The 19274-nt window shown below is 60.9% G+C and carries 22 protein-coding genes; 5 read left to right on the forward strand and 17 right to left on the reverse strand.

The window, feature by feature from the left end; genetic code table 11:
- Nucleotides 1–46: 46 nt before the first annotated feature.
- From ABRA89_RS04100 to ABRA89_RS04150, 11 genes are all read right to left on the reverse strand, one after another.
- Nucleotides 47–1159, reverse strand: coding sequence for a YeeE/YedE family protein (locus ABRA89_RS04100; protein WP_349940179.1), 1113 nt, complete (start codon nucleotides 1157–1159; stop codon nucleotides 47–49).
- 160 nt (nucleotides 1160–1319) lie between these two features.
- The gene (locus ABRA89_RS04105) at nucleotides 1320–1838 is read right to left on the reverse strand and encodes a DsrE family protein (protein ID WP_349940180.1); all 519 of its coding nucleotides are present in this window, start codon (nucleotides 1836–1838) and stop codon (nucleotides 1320–1322) included.
- 131 nt (nucleotides 1839–1969) lie between these two features.
- Nucleotides 1970–2713, reverse strand: a complete 744-nt coding sequence (locus tag ABRA89_RS04110) for a c-type cytochrome (protein WP_349940181.1) — start codon at nucleotides 2711–2713, stop codon at nucleotides 1970–1972.
- The gene (gene soxC, locus ABRA89_RS04115) at nucleotides 2697–3986 is read right to left on the reverse strand and encodes a sulfite dehydrogenase (RefSeq protein WP_349940182.1); all 1290 of its coding nucleotides are present in this window, start codon (nucleotides 3984–3986) and stop codon (nucleotides 2697–2699) included. The genes ABRA89_RS04110 and soxC overlap by 17 nt, the downstream gene beginning before the upstream one ends.
- Before the next feature lie 76 nt (nucleotides 3987–4062).
- Nucleotides 4063–5757 carry a thiosulfohydrolase SoxB gene (gene soxB, locus ABRA89_RS04120; RefSeq protein ID WP_349940183.1) on the reverse strand — a complete coding sequence of 565 codons (1695 nt, stop codon included), beginning with the start codon at nucleotides 5755–5757 and terminating at the stop codon, nucleotides 4063–4065.
- Between the two features lie 227 nt (nucleotides 5758–5984).
- On the reverse strand, nucleotides 5985–6851 hold the full coding sequence (gene soxA / locus ABRA89_RS04125; protein WP_349940184.1) for a sulfur oxidation c-type cytochrome SoxA: 867 nt from the start codon (nucleotides 6849–6851) through the stop codon (nucleotides 5985–5987).
- A gap of 110 nt (nucleotides 6852–6961) precedes the next feature.
- Nucleotides 6962–7288 (reverse strand): thiosulfate oxidation carrier complex protein SoxZ, encoded by a 327-nt coding sequence (soxZ, locus tag ABRA89_RS04130; protein ID WP_349940185.1) that lies wholly within the window; start codon nucleotides 7286–7288, stop codon nucleotides 6962–6964.
- Between the two features lie 92 nt (nucleotides 7289–7380).
- Entirely contained in the window at nucleotides 7381–7839 is a 459-nt protein-coding gene (gene soxY / locus ABRA89_RS04135; protein ID WP_349940186.1) for a thiosulfate oxidation carrier protein SoxY, read from the reverse strand.
- Complete coding sequence (soxX, locus tag ABRA89_RS04140; RefSeq protein WP_349940187.1) at nucleotides 7836–8300, reverse strand: sulfur oxidation c-type cytochrome SoxX; 465 nt, start codon at nucleotides 8298–8300, stop codon at nucleotides 7836–7838. Before soxX ends, soxY begins: the two co-directional genes overlap by 4 nt.
- A gap of 164 nt (nucleotides 8301–8464) precedes the next feature.
- Nucleotides 8465–9052, reverse strand: a complete 588-nt coding sequence (locus ABRA89_RS04145; protein ID WP_349940188.1) for a thioredoxin family protein — start codon at nucleotides 9050–9052, stop codon at nucleotides 8465–8467.
- A gap of 34 nt (nucleotides 9053–9086) precedes the next feature.
- Nucleotides 9087–9821 (reverse strand): cytochrome c biogenesis CcdA family protein, encoded by a 735-nt coding sequence (locus tag ABRA89_RS04150; protein ID WP_349940189.1) that lies wholly within the window; start codon nucleotides 9819–9821, stop codon nucleotides 9087–9089.
- 213 nt (nucleotides 9822–10034) lie between these two features.
- Here ABRA89_RS04150 and ABRA89_RS04155 point away from each other — a divergent pair, with 213 nt between their 5' ends.
- Both ABRA89_RS04155 and ABRA89_RS04160 read left to right on the forward strand, forming a co-directional pair.
- Nucleotides 10035–10343: a thioredoxin domain-containing protein gene (locus tag ABRA89_RS04155; protein ID WP_349940190.1), complete on the forward strand. Its 309-nt coding sequence runs from the start codon at nucleotides 10035–10037 to the stop codon at nucleotides 10341–10343.
- Nucleotides 10344–10357: 14 nt separating this feature from the next.
- Nucleotides 10358–10711: an ArsR/SmtB family transcription factor gene (locus ABRA89_RS04160; protein WP_349940315.1), complete on the forward strand. Its 354-nt coding sequence runs from the start codon at nucleotides 10358–10360 to the stop codon at nucleotides 10709–10711.
- 52 nt (nucleotides 10712–10763) lie between these two features.
- Here the strand turns inward: ABRA89_RS04160 and ABRA89_RS04165 are convergent, their stop codons facing one another.
- Nucleotides 10764–11669: a mechanosensitive ion channel family protein gene (locus tag ABRA89_RS04165; protein WP_349940191.1), complete on the reverse strand. Its 906-nt coding sequence runs from the start codon at nucleotides 11667–11669 to the stop codon at nucleotides 10764–10766.
- Between the two features lie 201 nt (nucleotides 11670–11870).
- Between ABRA89_RS04165 and ABRA89_RS04170 the strand changes: the two genes are divergently transcribed.
- A complete protein-coding gene (locus ABRA89_RS04170) occupies nucleotides 11871–12956 on the forward strand; it encodes a YeeE/YedE family protein (protein ID WP_349940192.1) in 1086 nt (361 codons plus the stop codon).
- A 6-nt stretch (nucleotides 12957–12962) separates the two neighbouring features.
- On the opposite strand, the gene ABRA89_RS04175 is transcribed toward ABRA89_RS04170, so the two are convergent.
- Together ABRA89_RS04175 and pcaD are read right to left on the reverse strand one after the other, a co-directional pair.
- Nucleotides 12963–13862: an MBL fold metallo-hydrolase gene (locus tag ABRA89_RS04175; RefSeq protein WP_349940193.1), complete on the reverse strand. Its 900-nt coding sequence runs from the start codon at nucleotides 13860–13862 to the stop codon at nucleotides 12963–12965.
- Between the two features lie 88 nt (nucleotides 13863–13950).
- Complete coding sequence (gene pcaD / locus ABRA89_RS04180; protein WP_349940316.1) at nucleotides 13951–14745, reverse strand: 3-oxoadipate enol-lactonase; 795 nt, start codon at nucleotides 14743–14745, stop codon at nucleotides 13951–13953.
- Nucleotides 14746–14954: 209 nt separating this feature from the next.
- Between pcaD and tal the strand changes: the two genes are divergently transcribed.
- Nucleotides 14955–15899 carry a transaldolase gene (gene tal, locus ABRA89_RS04185; protein WP_349940194.1) on the forward strand — a complete coding sequence of 315 codons (945 nt, stop codon included), beginning with the start codon at nucleotides 14955–14957 and terminating at the stop codon, nucleotides 15897–15899.
- A gap of 57 nt (nucleotides 15900–15956) precedes the next feature.
- On the opposite strand, the gene ABRA89_RS04190 is transcribed toward tal, so the two are convergent.
- The 3 genes from ABRA89_RS04190 to ABRA89_RS04200 form a co-directional block, all read right to left on the reverse strand.
- On the reverse strand, nucleotides 15957–16676 hold the full coding sequence (locus tag ABRA89_RS04190) for a Crp/Fnr family transcriptional regulator (RefSeq protein ID WP_349940195.1): 720 nt from the start codon (nucleotides 16674–16676) through the stop codon (nucleotides 15957–15959).
- 406 nt (nucleotides 16677–17082) lie between these two features.
- Nucleotides 17083–17904 carry a TIGR00282 family metallophosphoesterase gene (locus tag ABRA89_RS04195; protein ID WP_349940196.1) on the reverse strand — a complete coding sequence of 274 codons (822 nt, stop codon included), beginning with the start codon at nucleotides 17902–17904 and terminating at the stop codon, nucleotides 17083–17085.
- A 92-nt stretch (nucleotides 17905–17996) separates the two neighbouring features.
- A complete protein-coding gene (locus ABRA89_RS04200; RefSeq protein ID WP_349940197.1) occupies nucleotides 17997–18638 on the reverse strand; it encodes a glutathione S-transferase N-terminal domain-containing protein in 642 nt (213 codons plus the stop codon).
- A gap of 130 nt (nucleotides 18639–18768) precedes the next feature.
- Here ABRA89_RS04200 and ABRA89_RS04205 point away from each other — a divergent pair, with 130 nt between their 5' ends.
- The gene (locus ABRA89_RS04205; protein ID WP_349940198.1) at nucleotides 18769–19272 is read left to right on the forward strand and encodes a CAP domain-containing protein; all 504 of its coding nucleotides are present in this window, start codon (nucleotides 18769–18771) and stop codon (nucleotides 19270–19272) included.
- The last annotated feature ends 2 nt before the right edge of the window (nucleotides 19273–19274 follow it).

Raw genomic sequence — 19274 nt, forward strand, 5'->3', positions numbered from 1 at the left:
CATTATCGACGCTGTCAAGACTTTCGATGGTGTCCGATCGCTCGCCTTATTCTGCGACTGAGACTGCCTCGCCGGATCGTGAATAGGTCTTGTCTTCGACCGCCGCGGTCTGCGGCCGGTCGACGAACCGATCGGCGATCGCTGCGCCGGATACCATCGAGGCAAGGCCAACCAGTGAGGAGACCGCGAGGACCGAACCTCCCGTGAAGCCGGCACCGATCGTGCAGCCGACGGCTAGGATGCCGCCAAATCCCATCAGCACGCCGCCTATCGTGTAGCGCAGGAATGAAGGGGTGCCTTCTTCTCCGAAGGTCTGGATGCGGAAACCGCCGAAGAGGACCGAGGCGAGGAAGGCGGCGACAAGCGCGCCGATGAGAACACCCTGATCGAGCCCAGCGGTATCGCCGGCCTTCGCGACCATCGCACTTGTCGTTGCAAGCGGGCGGATGAAGGAGAGGCTTTCGGCCTGGATCGGATCGAAGACCTGTAGCGACAGGGTATAGGTGAAATACCAGCCCAGGATGATGCTGAGGCCAACGCCGGCTCCGCCGATCAGTCTCCACAGCGAGATGCCCGCCTTGATCGCAAGCGCAAAGGCAAAGACGAGAAGCACCGCGCCGATGATCATGCCGGTTTCCTGCGAGGTGCCGAAATGGGCGAGCAGATCATTACCCCCGATCGCGCTCGTGCTCCAGAAGCTGCCCACGAAATCGCGTAGCGGCACGAGGATGCCGGCATAGGTCGCAAAGCCGACCGCTGCGACGACGAGCGAAACGTAGATCGCCCTCAGATTGCCGGATGCGGAGAGGACGAGCAGGCGCGAGACGCAGCCGCGCGTCAGCACCATGCCGACGCCAAAGGCAAGACCGCCGACGAGCGCGCCGGACAGCGATTGCGCCGTCGAGAAGAAGCGCGTCTCTCGTGCATCGACATATCCGTAGCTGAGCATGAGCTGGACACCGAACAGGGCGACGGAGAAGCCGATCGCCCAGGTTGCGAGCGCCTTCAGATCACGGCCCCGCGTTACGTCGAGCACGGCCGCACGGGTGCAGAAGGCGCTGCGCTGGGCGGCAAAACCGAACAGGGCGCCGACGATGGCGCCGCCGAGAATGATCGTGTTGGGTTCACCGACCGCGTCGATGATAGGGACGAAATCCATGTGCTCGCGCCTTTTCGAGATGTGGCGCGAACATATGCGGAAATCGACATTTTTTCAGGCGATAAAAATGCTTCTGGTTCCGCCGGAAGGGCATGAAGTTGCGGGGAATGCGATCAGGGACGATTCGTTTTCCGGCGCGGGATCAAAGCGAAGCTTTCCCTTACGGTTTGACGATCGTGTAGCCGTCTTCGTCGAGGCGAATGAGCTCGGCGACACCGGCCTCTACCTCAGTGGCGAAGGAGAGGATTTCGGGCCGCTCGCCCTCCTCTCGCTCCAGCGAGTCGAGCGTGTTGCCGCAGGCGACGAAGCTGACATTGGGCATGGACTGGTCGAACGAGGTCAGCCGTTCCATCACCGGCGTTTTGTCCGGAAGCAGCATCTCGATGCCGGGTCCATAGGCAACGATGCTGATCTGCACCTCTTCGGCCTTGCCCGTGTAAAAGCGCGAGACATTTGCAGCGATATCCAGCGCCGAGCGCATGGTCGCTTCGTCGCCATCGGAGACCTGAAGCGCGAGCTTGTGGGTGGCGAAGGCGAGATCCTCGTCGATCGACTGCGCCGACGCCGGAGTAAGAAGGCTTGCGACAAGCATCGTAACAAGCACCATAGCGGATCGGAGTGTCCGCAGCCGTTCAAGCGAGGCAACCAACCGAAACACCGAATATCGAACAGCCGTCATGAGAGGTCCTCCGATCCGCCAGTGACCGCGGCAGCTTAGCCCAGAAGATGGCGATCAGACCAGTTCACCCGGCCGACCATTCCTTCGATCGCCTTTCGGGGCCGGCCGAACGGCCTATGCTCAACACTTGCTCAATCGACGTTCGCTTCGGCAGCAACTTCGTCGTCGCCGGAGTCGGGCGTCACGTCCAGCACCTGGGCGCGCATGGTGATCGTCACCGGCTCCGGCTTGCAATCGGACATGCATGGATTCGCATCGGCGCGGTAGTACTCTTCCTCGATCCGGTCGTCCGGTTGGAAACCGTCGGCATTCGGCATCTCGATCTCAGTGAAGTTCGCCTTCGAAAGCTCGAAATCCTCGTCTTCAACGATGAAGTTGAGATAGAGGATATAGGCCGTCAGGGCATAGACATCGTCATCCGACAGCGACTGCGCATTGCCGAACGGCATGGCGCGATGGACGTAGTCGTAGACCGTCGAGAGATAGGGCCAGTAGGAGCCGATGGTCTTTTCCGGGCGCATGTCTGTCAGCGTATCCTCTCCGCCAGCGAGCGCCGGCCAGCGGCCGCGCCCTTCCCCGAAGTCGCCGTGGCAGACGGCGCATTGCTCGCTGAAGATCTTCTCACCCTCTGCGACCGTGCCGCGGCCTTCGGGCAGACCTTCGCCATCCGGGCGGACGTCGATGTCCCAGGAAGCGATTTCCTCTTCGGTCGCGGATCGACCGAGGTCGATTGTCGGTTCGGCGGCAATCGCTTCGGTCTCACTCGTCGTCGCATTTTCATCCACGCCATCGGAAGCCGCATGGGCGCCGAAACCGAAGCCGGCGGCAAGAAGGAGGGCGAGGCCCGTCGAGGCGCGCTTAAGAGACTTCGACATTTTCGAGCCCTCCGTCGGATTTCAGGACCCAGGTCTGGATGCCATTGTTGTGGTAGATCGAATTCTCGCCGCGCGTGGCGCGCAGATCGTTCTTGGTGGGCTGGACGAAGCCTTCCGAATCGATCGCGCGGGACTGGAGGAGAAGCTCCGAGCCGTCCCAATCGAAATCGTAGTAGAAACGGTGGACCGCCTTGTCGAAGCTCGGCCCGTCGATCCGCGCCTCGACCCAATTGCGGCCACCGTCGAACGAAACGTCGACCCGTTTGATCGTGCCGTTGCCGGACCAGGCGAGGCCCGTCAGCACCGTGCGGCCCTTGCCGTGGGTGATTGGGGCCTGCGGGCTCGGATTGGTGATGACCGACTTCACATCCATCGCCCAGGTGAACTTGCGGGCAACGCCGCTCGCCAGAAGGTCGGTGTATTTCGAGGTTTCCTCGCGCTGCTCCCAGGGGGCATCGCCGACTTCCAGGCGGCGCAGCCACTTGATCCACATATTGCCTTCCCAGCCGGGCACGACGAGGCGGAGCGGATAGCCCTGCTCGGGCCGCAGGGCCTCACCGTTCATCTTCCAAGCGACGAGGCAGTCGTCGAGGGCCTTTTCCATCGGGATCGAGCGGGTCATCGCGGAAGCGTCCGCGCCCTCGGCGAGCAGCCATTTGCCGGTTGTCTTCACGCCGGCGGCGTTTAGGACGTTGCGCAGCGGCGTGCCGGTATACATCACGCAGTGCACCATGCCGTGGGTGTACTGGCAGCCGTTCAGCTGCGCGCCGCGCCATTCCATGCCGGAATTCGCCGCACATTCGAGAAAGTAGACCCGGTTCTCGCGCGGAAAGCGCTTGAGATCCTGCATGGTGAAGACAAGCGGCTCGTCCACCATGCCGTGAACCATGAGGCGATGATCCTGCGGCGGAATTTCCGCGACGCCGCCATGGTGACGCTCGAAACAGAGGCCGTTCGGGGTGATGATGCCATCGAGTTCGTGCAGTGGCGTGAAGTTGACGGAGCTCGTCGCATCGGCCGTCAGCCAGGGCACGTCGCGCCGGACGACATCCTTCTCAAACTGCGAGGGCATCCCATAAGGAGAGGCATCGACACCGACGCCGAGATACTGGTTCCAGTCCTGAAGCTCGGTGATCTTGGGGTCGCTCGTCTGAGCGCCGGCGGGCCGAGAGGCCGCAAGACCGGTCAGCGCCGCACCGCCCAGCGTCAGTCCGCCCTTCAGGACCGCGCGGCGCGATCTCGCAATCTCCTTCTCCTCCGGCCGGTCTGTCATCGCTCCACCCTTATAGATATAATCATTTATTTGAATGTATCAGGTCGAACGGGGTTTGGGAACGCCTTTTCGCGGATTATCCGGCGACTTTCACGCTTCTGTTTTCAGTGGGTTCGACGGTTGAATGGGCCGCGAGATATTCCTCGCAGACCTCCCAGACCGGTGGGCCTTCCGTGCCTTCGTTGACCGACGCCCAGCCGGCGACGACATATTCGCGGGACGGATCGATGGCCTCACCGGTTTCGAGGACGGTCATGTTCGAAATGCGCTGGCCGATCTCCTTGGTGGGATCGATGCCGTATCCCATGCCGCCGACGCGCACCATGTCGCCGCCCTGCTGGTAATAGGGATCGACGTTGAAGAGATTGTCGGCGACGTCTTCCAGGATCAGCTTCAGCGTCTCGCCGGTCATCGTCGAGCGATAGGCGGCCGGATAGGTCATCGCCGTCGCGTTGTGGAGATCCTCCACCGTGATGTCCGAGCCGGCCGGCAGGGAAGTGCCCCATCTGAAGCCCGGCGAGAGCGCGATCTCGGCATCCCGCTGTTCGAGAAGCGCGTCGAGAATGAGATCGTCCCAGGTGCCGTTGAAGTTGCCACGCCGATAGAGCAGACCCTCGGTCCGCCCGAGAACGCGTTGGAGCTCATCCTCGAAGGGTGCCCTCACCTCGTCGATCTTCGCCGCCATCTCTTGATCCGGCGTGATGACGTCGGAAAACACCGGGATGAGACGGTAGCGGAAATCCTTCAGCGCGCCGCCGGAGACGTTGAGATCGAGCCGGCTGACGAACTTGCCGTTGGAGCCCGACGCAATCAGAAGTGTGTTTCCTACCTTCACCGGCTCCGGTAACGCATCATGGGTGTGGCCGGTGAGGATGATGTCGATGCCGTCCACCTTGGCGGCAAGGCTGCGGTCGACGTCGAACCCGTTGTGCGACAGGAGGACGACCAGATCGGCCCCGGCCTTGCGGGCCTCCTCCACATGGGTCGCGATCTCTTCGTCGCGAATACCGAACGACCAGTCCGGGATAAGCCAGGAGGGGTTGGCGATTGGCGTATAAGGGAAAGCCTGACCGATGACGGCGATCTTCGCACCACCACGCTCGAACATTTTCCAGGCTTCGAAAGCCGGCTCATCCCATGTGTTGTCGAAGATGTTGGAGCCTAGGAACGGGAAGCCGAGACTTTCGATCGCCTCGTTGACCCGGTCGGTGCCGTAGGTGAATTCCCAATGACCCGTCATCGCGTCGGGCTTCAGGAGCGCCATCGTCGAGATCATGTCCTGACCGGCGGTCCGGTTCGCCGTGTAGCTGCCCTGCCAGGTGTCGCCGCCGTCGAGCAGAAGCACATTGGCGTCGCCGCGCTCGGCACGAGCGCGCTTGATGACCGTCGCGACACGGTCGAGCCCGCCCATCTTGCCGTATTGATTGGCGAGCGCCGAGAAATCCTGAGAGGTCAGCGCGTAGGCTTCCGGCGTGCCCGGCTCGATGTCGTAGAGCTTGAGAAAATCCTGTCCCGTGACATGCGGCGGCAGGCCGGCAACCTCGCCAACGCCGATATTCACCGCCGGTTCGCGGAAAAAGACCGGCTTCAGCTGGGCGTGGATATCGGTGACGTGGAAGAGCGTCAGGTTCCCGAAATCGGCCGTGCCGAGAAGATCGTCCTCGCTCATCATCTGCTGGGCGCTCGCGCGGGACCAGCGGCCTGCGAGCGAGGCTCCGGTGATCGCCGAGAGCGCGACGGTCGCGGTCAGGAATTCGCGGCGGGAGAACATGGCAGTTCCTCGAAGCTGGCTAAGAACACACCCCGGCTGTTATCTTCGGCTCCGTCCCGAAGATCCAGGGATTTCGCGGGTTGAATACGGTCTGAGCCCCGCTTCGCCGGGACTGACGACCAGATGCACCGTTGCCGGATCCTCGGGACGGAACCCGAGGATGACGAAGGACGAGAGTTACGGCGCCAGAGAAGCAACCATGGGTCGGCCGGCGGTGCGAGTACGCCCTACTGCCGAACCGCCGGCGTCTCGACCGAAAGGCCGCCGCCGCGCCAGGCCGTGTAGACCTCGAGCGCCATCAGCTCGTCTGAAAAGGCGTCCGGGAACTCGGCGCGGGTATCGCGGATGCAACCCCTGAAACGGTTGTGCAGCGAGACGAGATTGCCTTGCTTCAGACGGTAGGTCGGGAAGCCGTTGGTGTTGCCCTGGCTCAGATGGTCGGCACGGATATAGCGGCCGTTGTTCTGCTCGTGGCAGGTCGCGCAGGAGAGGTTGAGCTGGCCGGTTCGCAGATAGTAGCGCTCCTTGCCCTGCTCCCACCAGCTCATCATGTCGCCAGCCTTGAGATCGATCTCGACGGGCATGCCGAGCGACTGATGTTTGATGAATGCGGTCAGGTCCTTCTGATCCTGTTCATCGAACTTGTACGGCTCGGCTCCCATCTGCTCTTCGCGATGCTGGTTGATGAACACTTCGATATTGATCGGCTTGCCGGAAGCTTCGTCCCATTTCGGGTAGCTCGCGCCGACGCCCTTCAGGAATTCCGAAGCGTCTTCGTGACAGGAGGCGCAGGACTTGCCCGCTTCGCCCTCTGCCGTTTCCCAGATCTCCGCGCCGTTCTCGACGTTCAGCATGCCCGGATTTTCGAAGCTGTCGGCTTCCATCGCGCGCGTCCCGGGCTCGCGGTACAGCCAGCCGGACCGCACTTCCTCGAACGGATGGCCCTCCGGCTCGGTCGGCGCCGGCGCAGTCGTCACGATTTTCTCGCCGTCGATCGTGAGTTCGTCGGTCGTCGGATCGGCGAGAACGCGCGATGCCAACGCGATGCTCGCCAGCGTCAACACGCCGGATAACAGGATTGCGGTCTTCTTCATGGCGTCCTCCCGATTGTTTTTGTTCGCAGCGTTCCGCTTCTCCCGCCAAACGCCGCATTGCGGTGCCGTTCGGACAAGGCGCCGGATGAGCCGGCTCCTGCGGACCGGCCTCAGCCGACCTCGATCTCTTTTTCTTCCGTGTAGATCTCGCCGTTATCGTCGGTCCACGTGAACTTGAAGGTGCCGCTCTCGGGAACCTTGGCGTAGAATTCGAAATACGGATTGGACGAGATCGCCGGGTCGAGCTCGCACTCGAACACCTTGGTCCCGTTGAACTCACAGGTGAAGTTGTTGATGATCTCGCGCGGGATGGTGTTGCCATCCTTGTCCTTGCGCTGACCGGATTCCATCTCGTGGCTGATCAGCGTCTTGATCGTGATCACCTCGCCGGCGGAGGCGGAGCTCGGGACTTTGACGCGGGGTCTGGGCGCTGCCATGTCGGTTATCTCCTAAGGGTGGTCGCTTCGAGCCGGCATATGGGCCGGCGAGCGTTGCATCGGGTTGAAAAGAGGTCGGCCGGACCGGCGGATCAGCCGCCGCAGCCGCCGATCGTGACCTTGACTTCCTTGCTGTCGGAATAGACCGAACCGTCACTCATCTTCGCGACCGCCACGACGTTCTGCGTCTTGGCAAGGCGGATGCGCGTCGTCGCCTCGGCGCGGCCGCTCATCGGCGTGAAGAGGAAGGTCGCGACCTCCGGATTCGGGTTGCCCTCGGCCATCAGCGTGACGGACTCGACGAAATCGCCTTCGGTCATTTCGCTTTCGACCGAAATCGAGATCGGTACGGTGTTGCCATTTTCGGCAATTTCCGGCGCGGTCAGGGTGATCTTACCGGACTGCGGTTCTTTGCCGCCGGTGAATTCGCTGATCGCCTTCTGAGCCTCTTCCGGCGTCGCGTTCGCCGTACGCGGCAGGTTGGCCGCGACAGCGAGCGTTCCGGCGCCAGCGGCGAGCGTAAAGAGCTTGCGTCTTGTCAAATGCGTCACTGTGCTGACTCCTCTTTGAGCGTTCCGAGATAGGCGACGACATCCTCGACCTGCTGGGCCGAGAGGATAGTCTCGCCCTTGCGGTCCTCGGCGACGTCGACGCCGACATCCAATGTGTAGAAACCCGGCATGATGGTGTCGGGACCGAAGACTTCCTTCGCGTTGACGATGATCGCGCGGAGCTGTTCGGGCTCCCAGCGGCTCGCGACACCGTCCATCGACGGACCGACATTGCCGGGGAACTGCGCGTTCTCGATCTCCGAATTCTGGTGACAGGCGAGGCAGTTTCCAAGACCCCGGTCGACGAACACTTCGCGTCCGGCCTCGGGATCACCCGAAGATTCGGCGACCGGTTCACCAACGGCCATGCCATCGAAGCTGACATCGCCGGGCGCGACATTGGCTGCGAGAGCCATGGTGGGGATCGCCAGAATGAGTGCGAGCGCGCTCAAGCGTTTCATGAAGAACCTCTCCTCCCTGCGCCGGCATTGACAGCCGGTCTTGTCGTGATTTGTCGTCAGCCTAGCGGAAAGCGCCGCAAAAAAGCAAGTATTCTATTTTTCGCATATATTTTCTGCCTTCGCCACGGCTTGCGTTTCCGCCTAAGCATTAACCGCTGCCAAAGTCACTGCGTCGGCGCGTCCAGCTGACCGCTCTCTTCCAGCTTCCGGGCGTGATATTTCTGGAAGTGCTCGTCCGTCTCGTAGCCCTTCTCGTTTACCCATTGGAACATGTGAAGAAAGGTGTTCTTGCCGAAGAGGCCCGGCATCGTTGCCACTGCCGCATCCGCGAGAGCGACATCATCGGCGGGGACTTCCTCCGGCATGAACAGAAAGGTCGGGGTAAAAACAACGCGCCATTTCCGCGCGGCGGTCTTTTCGGTCAGGGTCTCTCCGTCGAGATCCGTCACCTCCTCGTCGCCGAACATATTGTACTGAACGACAGAGAAGTTCTCCTTGATGTAATCGGAGATTTCCGGATCGGCGAGCAGTTCCTCGTGCATCTTGCTGCAGTAGATGCAGCCGCGCTGTTCGAAGACGATGGCGAGCCTCTTGCCGTTCTCCCGCGCGGTTTCGATGTCCTCGGCGACGTCCTTGAAGGTCAGCAAGAACCAGTCCTGTTTATGCAGCCCGTCATCGCCCATTTCGGCGGCGAAAGCGCCGGTCGTCAGCGCCAGCGTGACGAGGCATGCGGATATCAGGGTCTTCAGCATCTTCGTTTCCTCCTCTTTGCCGTTTGGTCTGAGTCTATCCGATCGTCGCGAAAACCGGGAACGTCTCCAGAAGCCAGTAGGAGATCGTCGCCATCTGGCCCGTCGCGAACAGGATGCCTGTGAAGACCAGCGCACCGCCCATCACCTTTTCGACCGTCGCCATATGCTTTCGGAAGCGCGATGCCCAGTCGAGAAAGCGCGTCGCGAAGATGGCCGCCAGCATGAACGGGATGCCGATCCCAAGCGAGTAGGTCGCAAGCAGGCCAGCGCCGCGCATCGCGGTATCCTGGCTTCCCGCAATGAACAGGATCGCCGCCAGCACAGGCCCGACGCAGGGCGTCCAGCCGAAGGCGAAAGCCAGGCCCATGACATACGCGCCGAAGGGCCCCGCCGGTTTCGTCCCGACAGTGAAACGTGCCTCGCGATAGAGCAGAGAGAGCCGAAAGACGCCTAGAAAATGCAGGCCCATGATGATGATGAGAACGCCCGCGATGATCGACAGCGTGTCGAACCATTCGGCAATGGCCTGACCGATGACGCTCGCCGTCGCACCGAGCGCGACGAAGACGGTCGTGAACCCGATGACGAAGGCCAAGGACGAGAATATGATTCGCCGCGCAACCGCCGGATCGGCGCCCTGCTCGCGCACCTGATCGAAGCTGATTCCGGCAAGATAGGCGAGATAGGGCGGCACCAGCGGCAGCACGCAGGGCGACACGAAAGACAGAAGCCCCGCGAGGAACGCCGCGCCAAATCCCACATCGAGCATTGTTATTCGATCTCCCCGCCGACGAACTTCGCCTCTTGTGCTCCCAGAGGGTAAGCGCGATATCCGCTTTCAAGCCCATCAGCCATTGATATAAGAATGCATATGTTTCGATGCATTGTAAACGCGCCGTGGAAAGCCGCCTTGACTCGGCTGGCTCTCCTCCTCTGTCTCGCAGGCTTTGTCCCTGCGCAAGGCGCAGCCGCCGAGCTTTTGATGCTCGAGCAGCCCGGCTGCCCATGGTGCAAACGCTTCAACGAGGAGATCGCACCCGGCTATGCCAAGACCGAGGAGGGTGAGATTGCCCCGCTCCGCCGTGTCGACATTACCGAAGACTGGCCGGAAGACCTTGCAAACATCCGCAAGGAGCGTTTGACGCCCACCTTCGTCCTCGTCGATAATGGCACGGAAATCGACCGGCTCCGCGGTTATCCGGGGGACAATTTCTTTTACAGCATGCTCGGCGAGATGCTGGCGAAGCTGCCCGACGATGAGAATGTGAGCGACCGAAAGGCAGAACGTTGAGTCAGACTGCAAAGCTGTCGCTTCCGAAATTCGACGAAACCGCATCCGAGGCAGAGGTCAAAGCGTTCTTCGATCAGGCGCGCAAGGCGAGCGACCTTTTGAAGGCGATGTCGCACGAGACCCGTCTCGTCATTCTCTGCCTGTTGTCGGAGAAGGAACGCTCGGTCGGCGAGATCGAGACGATCCTCTCGATGCCCCAAGCCGCGATCTCGCAGCAGCTGGCTCGCCTGCGCTTCGACCGGCTGGTGAAGACGCGCCGCGAAGGCCGCACGATCTACTATTCGCTGGCAAGCGAAGAGGTGACGAGCCTCATCGGCACCCTCTACGATCTGTTCTGCGAACCCGTGCGTGGCGACGGCGTCAGCTGAGCCGCAAAACCGGTGTTCCCCACCACAACACTCAACACTCCGGAAACTTTCATCAGCCGTTGCTGCCCGCCCAGTTCGTCATGGTGACTGTCCGGTGCGGATAAGGGATTTCGATGCCGGCTTCGTCCAGTGCTTCCTTCACCGCGCGCTTCATGTCGGCCTGATAGCCGAAGTAGTCATCCGACGAGACCCAGGCGCGCACCAGAAAATCCACCGAGCTGTCGCCGAGATTGTTCACCTTCACCATGATGTCCGAATCGCTCCGGGTGCGGCCGTCGGCCAGGAGCGTATTCCGGATCACCTCTTCGGTCTTGGCGAGCGAAGCATCGTAGCTGACGCCGAATGTCCATTCGGCCTGCCGGTGCGGATAGACCGAGTAATTGTGGATCGTGTTGCCCCAGACATCCGAATTCGGAATGATGATCTGCACGTTCCCAATGCTCGCGATTTCCGTGTAGTTGATAGAGATTTCCTTGACCGTTCCCATCTCGCCATTGGCGATCGAGACGAAATCGCCCTCCCGAAACGGCCGAAAGATGATGATCATCACGCCGGCGGCCATGTTCGACAGCGTGCCCTGAAGAGCGAGCCCGACCGCGAGGCCGGCGGCACCAACAGCCGCGACGATCGACGTCGTCTGAATACCGAAGGTGTTCAGTATGAAGAGGAACGTGAAGCCGAGAATGACGTAACGCGCGATCGATCCGAGGAACTTGAACAGCGTGTTGTCCAGATCCTTCCGCTTTTCCGCGCTCAAGCGAATCTTCCGGCTCACCCAACGGGCGATCGAGAGGCCGATCATCAGGATGATGAACGCAAGCACCACATTCCCGATGACGCCGAGGATCGATTCCAGCGTCACATAGTCCGAGATGCTCTGATCGCCGACAAGGTTCATCGTGAAGAGATTGTCGAGGAAGGACATAAAGCCGTCCCAGATCGATCCCAGCTGATCCATCGCCTGAAGTTTCCTTTCGTTTACCCGGTCCGCGACACTTCGCCGTTCGAACACTTGGGTTTTCAACCGAGCTAAGTGAGCAAGCCTGCCGAAAAGGGAAGGCACCACCGGCATGAGCGCCGGAGAGCCGCTTGTCAGCGCGATGCCTCAAGCGTAACCTTCCGTCAAAGCGCCCTGACAAGAGGCGCTGCGGGAGGCATAATGATCATCGAGAGCGGCTATGCGCCGTTGCTCGCGGGTGGCTTGGCCGGTCTCGTCATGGGCTATGCTGCGCGGCGGCACCATTTCTGCACCCTATCTGCGCTGGAGAGGCGCTGGTATGCGGCCGACGACAGCGGCGTCCGCAGCTGGGGTCTCGCCATTCTCGTCGCGATCGTGCTGACACAGCTTCTCGTCTGGACCGGGCTCTTCAATCCGGCCGCCAGCTTCTATCTCACATCATCCTTCGGATGGATGGGCGCGATCCTCGGCGGCATCATCTTTGGCTTCGGCATGGCGCTGGTCGGCACCTGCGGGTTCGGCGCCCTCGTCCGGCTCGGCGGCGGCTCGCTGCGCGGGCTTGTCGTCGTCATCGTACTCGGCATCTCGGCGCTTGCGACCCAACGCGGCATCTTCGCGGCGACACGCCAGTCTGTCGTCGATGGCAGCGCGATCCAGTTCGGACGGCTCGGTTCGCCGGATCAGTCGCTCGGCTCCCTGACGAGCGCCATTCTCGGGATCGATGTTTCGATGGTGGTCGCGATTGTCGTAGCGCTCGCCCTCGCCTACTGGATTTTCAGGGACGCGAACTTTCGAGCCGACACGGGCCGCATCGTCGCCGGGAGCGCCATCGGCGCAACGATAGCCTTCGGCTGGTTCGCGACCAGCTACATCAAGGCGCATTCTTTCTGGCCGACCCAGATTGAAAGCGCCTCCTTCGTGATGCCGCCGGGCGACCTGATCCTCTCCATTGTCGCCGTCACAGGCACGTTCCCGGATTACGGGGTTGGCCTCGTCATCGGCGTCATCGGGGGTGCGGCGCTCGCTGCTTGGTGGCACGACGACATCCGATGGGAAGCCTGCGACGATGCCCGCGAACTTTCTCGGCACCTTGCCGGCGCGGTACTCATGGGCGTCGGCGGCGTCTTCTCGCTCGGCTGCACGATCGGTCAGGGCATTTCCGCCGCCTCGCTGCTGACGATCTCAGCGCCAATTGTTCTCGCCTCGATCGCGATCGGCGCGCGACTGGGCCTCGCCTATATCCTCGAAGGCTCGATCCGAAACGCCTTCATGCTGCGGGCCCGCTGACCCCTCTCAGCTTTCGGCCACGAACCGATAGGCCTCATTCTTCTTCTCGACCCGACCCATACCGCCATCCGGCAGATGGAAGCCGACGAAGCGCATCTGTTCGGTCGCAAGGCGATCGAGCAGCATCGTGCGGGTCTCCGCCCCGGCAGCCGGGTCCATGTCGGCGCCCCAGGCAAGATCGGGCCTCAGGAAGGAGATCGGATCATTCGAGATTGCATCGCCGACGACCATGGTCGGTTCGTCACCATGGACCACGAAGGCTGAATGGCCGGGCGTATGGCCCTTCGCGCCCACCGCCTCGATGCCCGGCAGCACTTCCGCACCCGGGTTGAAGAAGCTGAGGCGATCCCCGATCGCGTCGAAGCGGTTCTGAGCACCGACGACGAAACTCTGGCGCTCCTCGCCAACCTGACTGAGCGCCTCGTCCGAACTCCAGAAGTCGAACTCTTCCCGCCCGATGTGGTAGTTCGCCTGCGGAAAGAGCAGTTCGTCGAAATCGTCGACGACACCCCAGAGATGATCCGGATGGGCATGGGTGAAGATCACATCCGTCACCTCCTCCGGATCGATGCCGGCCGCCGTCAAGTTCTGGGAAAGATCCCCTGCGCTCGGCATGAAATTCGGCCCCGCGCCGCAGTCGAAGACGACGAGACCATCAGGTCGCCGGAAGGCGGTGACGTTGCAGGACACCTTGAACGTTCCCTCGGCCGCAATCTCTTCGAGACTCATGCCTGGGATGTTGTCCGGTAGACCATTCGGCAGCAGGAAATTGGTCGGCAGCTCCAGAAACCCGTCGCTGATCGTTTCGATCGTGCCACCTTCCGCCGCGAGGGCGCGTCGAGAAAGAGTTGTTGTCCCCAAGAGGCCCATTGCGGCAGCGGACATCACGAATTCACGCCGGTTCATCTCTTTCCCTCCCAGTTTCGTTCGCTCTAGAAGCCGAAACATACGATTTTCATTATATTTTACCAACCGGCCCGCGCTCACGGTTCGCTTACCCGAGGCCAGCGATGAAGCGTTCGAGCCGGTCGGCATAGGCTTCCGGCTGCTCGACGCAGGGAATGTGCGCGGCGTTTTGGATCAAGTGAAACTCGGAGCCGTCGATCTTCTCGGCAAGGGATTTGACGAGGTCCGGCGGCGTCGAACCGTCACCATCGCCAGCAATGCAAAGCGTGGGAGCTTTTACACCGCCGATCGTCTCGGTGTAATCCGCCTTCGAAAGTGCATGGCAGGTGGCGATATAGCCTTCGAGCGGCGCGCGAAGGAACATGTTGCGATTGAGCTGGTAGACCGGGTTGTCCGCACGCCGGAAGCCCGGCGTGAACCATTTCTCCATGGTCGCTTCGGCTATGGCGGAGAGCCCCTCCTTGCTGATCGTTTCGATCCGCTGGTTCCAGCTCGCCGCATCGCCGATCTTGTGCGCGGTGTTGGAAAGTACGAGGCCGCGCACGAGGTCAGGCCGCGTGATGGCGAGATCCTGAGCGATCATCCCACCGACCGAGAGGCCGACGACGATCGCTGCGGAAATTCCGAATTCATCCATCAGCGCCGCGAGATCGGCCGAGAGTCCCGGCATATCGTAGGGCGTTTCTCCGGTATCGGTCAGACCATGGCCGCGGCTGTCATAGCGCAGGATCGTGTATCGCCCGGCGAGCGCGGCGACGACATCGTCCCAGATGCGGAAATCCGTCCCGAGCGAATTCGAAAACACGATTGCCTGCGCTCTGGAGCCGGCCCCTACGGTGAGATCCACGTGGACAGAAAGTCCCTTGATCGTCGCGCTTTGCATCGCGTTCTCCGAAAATTCCGATACTGGCGAAGCACCGCCAGCGGTGACGGCGCCTCTGGCTACCTCCATCTGGAACGGCATGATCAAAATATCCAGCGATCGAATTCAAGCTGATGCTGCAAAGCACGAAAGGAAGACAAGCCGAATTGCGATTGCTATAGCGTGCGTAAGACCGAACGAACCGGCGAAACGACGAGGAAGGATGCCCGATGGCCAGCGCGCTCGACCAATTGAGAGACATGACAACGGTCGTCGCCGATACAGGCGACTTCGAAGCGATCAAGGCGCTGAAGCCGATCGACTGTACGACCAATCCGAGCATCCTTTTGAAGGTGATCCAGTCGCCCGCCTCGGAAGAGATGGTCGCCCGCGAGATCGAGAGCGGGAAAGCCAACGGCAAGTCGCCGCTTCAGATTGCCGATGCCCTCACCATTGCCGTCGGAACGGAACTGACGAAGATCGTGCCGGGCCGCGTCTCGACCGAGGTCGACGCCGAACTCTCCTTCGACAGGGAGCGGTCCATCGAAAAGGCACACAACATCATTGCCGCCTATGACGAACAGGGCGTCTCGCGCGACCGCATCCTCATCAAGCTCGCGTCAACCTGGGAAGGCATCCGAGCCGCAGAGGTTCTGGAAGGCGAGGGTATCCAGTGCAACCTCACCCTGCTCTTCTGCCTCGAACAGGCCGTCGCCTGCGCCGATGCGGGCGTCTTTCTGATCTCGCCTTTCGTCGGCCGGATCACCGACTGGTATTCCAAGCGCGATGAGAAAAGCTTCGAAGCCAACGAGGACCCGGGCGTGAAATCGGTGCGCCGCATCTACGACTACTACAAGAGCAACGGCGTCAGCACCGTCGTCATGGGTGCCTCGTTCCGTAACACCGGACAGATCAAGGCGCTCGCCGGCTGCGACCGGCTGACGATTTCGCCGAACCTTCTGCAGGAACTCGCCGATGATCAGACCGATCTGCCGCGCCAGCTTTCCGAGGATCAGGCCAAGGCGATGGAGAAGATGCCAATGGGAGAGAGCGAATTCCGCTGGGGCCTCAATGGCGACCCGATGGCGACGGAAAAGCTCGCGGAAGGCATCCGAAACTTCGATGCCGATCACAAGAAGCTTCTGAAGCTGATCGCCGAGAAGCTTGCGGCGTAACACACCTAGCTATTTCGGGGAGCGGCCCCGCTCGGCGCGTGCCGAGCAGGACTGCACTCAGACCTTGAGCGGGCCCATGATGCGCTCGTATTCCTCTTCCGGCATGCCGTAGGAGCCGGCGGCCATCACTGCCAATTCCTTGCGCTGAAGAACGGTGATCCGACCGCGCTGGGCACGGATCATGCCAGCACCTTCGAGATTGTGGGTCGCGAGCGTTACGGTGGAGCGCCGGACGGACAGCATCGTGCTCAGGAAGTCGTGTGTCAGTTCGATCTCGTTGCCGCCGAGCCGATCCTGGCACATCAGCAGCCAGCGCGCGAGGCGCTCCTCCACCGTATAATGCGCATTGGCAAGCGCCGTCTGGATCGACTGCATCGCGAGGACATGGCGATAGCGCGACAGCACGTGCGCAATCTCCTGCCGCTCATTGACGATCTCGGTCAGGAGCTCGGCGGAAATCGTCAGCGCTTTGCCCTGGGCCTGCATGAAGCTCGAATGCGGGACGGAGTCGACGCCGATGGTAACCGCTGCGCCCACGACACCTTCCGGACCGACGATCCCGATCTCGGCGATACGCCCGTCCGCCGAAGTAAGCACAAGCGAACAGACACCGCTTTCGATGAAGTAGGTCGTATCAATCGGCGCGTTGGCGGGGATCAGGCTGTCGCCCCGGTTGAAGTCCATTTCGCTCAGATGCGGCGCCAAGGCTTGGAAGTCTTCCTCCGAAAGCCGTCGAAGCAGCATGTTACGGCACATTTTCTGCGTGATCTCGGACATCGCCGTCGCTTCCCCCTATGCGAGGCGGAGTCGCTGCCAAAGACGGCGGCGGACACCCGATATGCTCCCCGTTTCCAGTCAAATTGTGTGTAGGCAGAGCCGTAGCGAAATCAAAGCAAGTGTTCGATAGCCGACAATAGGAGACCGAGACCGCATCAATCGTGTCGGAAAGACGGCAAACCTTGAAACTGAGAAAAGATCCAATCTAAATAAACTTTAGGCGGGAAACTATTTCGACGAGAAGTAATTTTATGCCACTCAAAACCCAGCGGAAGATCGCGCTTTGATTTCATCTTTGAGTCAAAGGCTAAGCGGCATTACCTTTATTCAGGCATCCTCTGCATGAAAATGACCTCAATCGAAATGACCAGCGCATCCAGCCGCACCCGTTTTTCTTTAGTCACACTTACCAGAAATGCGGCAAGCTCTCGCTGAGGCGACCGCCCAGCCGTATTGGCGCGATTTTCTCTGCAAGACCGGTCCGATCGGAGATGTCGACGGCAAGTCCGCAGATGGTCGACGGTCCCTGTGCGGCCTCGAAGCGGCCTTTCGGTATTTTCGTGACGAATCGGTTGAGCGGCTCCTCCTTGTCCATGCCGAGGGAGGAGTCGTAGTCGCCGCACATCCCTGCATCGGACTGATAGGCGGTGCCGTTGGCGAGGATCTGATGATCGGCGGTGGGCACATGGGTGTGGGTGCCGACGACAACACTCACCTGACCGTCTAGAAAGTGTCCCATGGACTGCTTCTCGCTGGTCGCCTCGGCGTGGAAATCGAGGATGATCGCATCCACAGCGTCGCCCAGCGGACAGGAACCGACGAGATCGCTGGCGCAGGCAAAGGGATCATCGAGTTCCGGCGACATGAAAACGCGGCCCATGATGTTCGCCACCAGCACTCGCGCACCGTTCCGAGCTTCGAAAATGCCAGAGCCATTGCCCGGCGCACCAGTCGGATAGTTGAGCGGCCTTAAGAATTGTGGCTCGCTCGGAGCGAATTGCAACGCCTCGCGCTGGTCCCAGACATGATTTCCCGTAGTGACGACGTTGGCGCCGGCATCGATCGTATCGAGGAAAATCTGCCGCGTGATGCCGAAGCCGCCAGCTGCGTTCTCGCCGTTCACGACGACAAAATCGAGCGCATAATCCGAGACCAGGCCGGGCAGTCGTTCGAACACGGCATTTCGTCCGGACCGACCAACCATGTCGCCGAGAAAAAGAAACCGCATAGGACGTCCAGACTGGAGATTGAGGGCAGGCCAAAGCCGGGCCTTCCTTCACGCGGAAAGAATCGGCCCGGCACTATGATCGAGAGAGGCTTTTAGCTCTTTTGAGCCTTGGCGTCTTGCAGCTTGTCGAGAGCCCGTCTCACGGCCGGACGCTCGCCGATGCGCTGCACCCAGTCGGCAAGCGCGTCGTACTTGTCTGCGCCGTGAGCGGACAATTCTTTCATGCCCGCCTTGGCCCAGCTCCAGTTCATCATGTCCGCGATGGAGTAGTCGCCGGCAAGCCAGTGGTTCGATTGCAGCTGCTTGTCGAGCACACCGAGAAGACGCACGGATTCGTCGCGATAGCGTTTGATCGCGTAGTCGATCTTCTCGTCGGCGGCGTCGTTGAAATGGTGGTATTGGCCGATCATGGGCCCGGTATTGCCGACCTGGAAGAAAGTCCAGGACATACACTTTGCGCGCTGCGGCGAGGAACGCGGCAGAAACTGGCCCTTCAATTCGGCCAGATAGAAAAGGATCGCGCCGGATTCGAAGACGGCTTCAGAATATCCGCCGCGCGAACGCTCGACGATCGCCGGAATCTTGGAATTGGGATTGATTGCGACAAATTCGTCGGAGAACTGCTCGTTCGATCCGATGTTCACCATGTGCAAGTCATAGTCCATGCCGCATTCTTCCAGCATGATCACCGGCTTCTCACCGTTCGGCGTCGTCCACGTATACAGTTCGATCATAGATTTGCCCTTAAATTGCCGCGTGCGAATGACCTCGAAATTAGAATATTAGGGCGACAAGGTCACGAGGGAAAAGGTCGGGCGTTAGCCGGCCTTGCTGGGGCAAATGAAAATGGCGGCAATTTCGAAAATGGTACGATCCTTATTCTTCGGCATGCTCTGCATCGCCGGTCTGGCGCTTGCCGGATGCAGCGGTGGCACACCGGGATCCATCGACGTCTCAGGCACACGTTCGATGCAGGTCGATCGGGGATATGCGCTTTCGAGCGTGAATGCCCTCAGGGCACGAAACGGTCTGGGGCCGCTGCGCTATTCCGCAACGCTCGACAAGGCTTCCGAGCGCCAGGCGAAGGCGATGGCCGCGCGCAACAAGATGAGCCATTCGCTGGAAGGCAAGCTCTCGGCGCGCGTTTCGCAATACGGCTATAGCTGGGGCTCGATCGCCGAGAATATCGGCTACGGTTATCGCGATACCCCCGCTGCGATGCAGGGCTGGATCAATTCCTCTGGCCATAAGAAGAACATTCTCAATCCGCGCGTCACCGAGATGGGCTTCGGCATGGCGATGGGACCGAACAACATCCCTTACTGGGCGATGATCTTCGGCACTGAAAACAAGAGACGGCTTCGCTGAGC

This window comes from Fulvimarina thalattae (assembly GCF_040239565.1).
Classification (GTDB): domain Bacteria; phylum Pseudomonadota; class Alphaproteobacteria; order Rhizobiales; family Rhizobiaceae; genus Fulvimarina.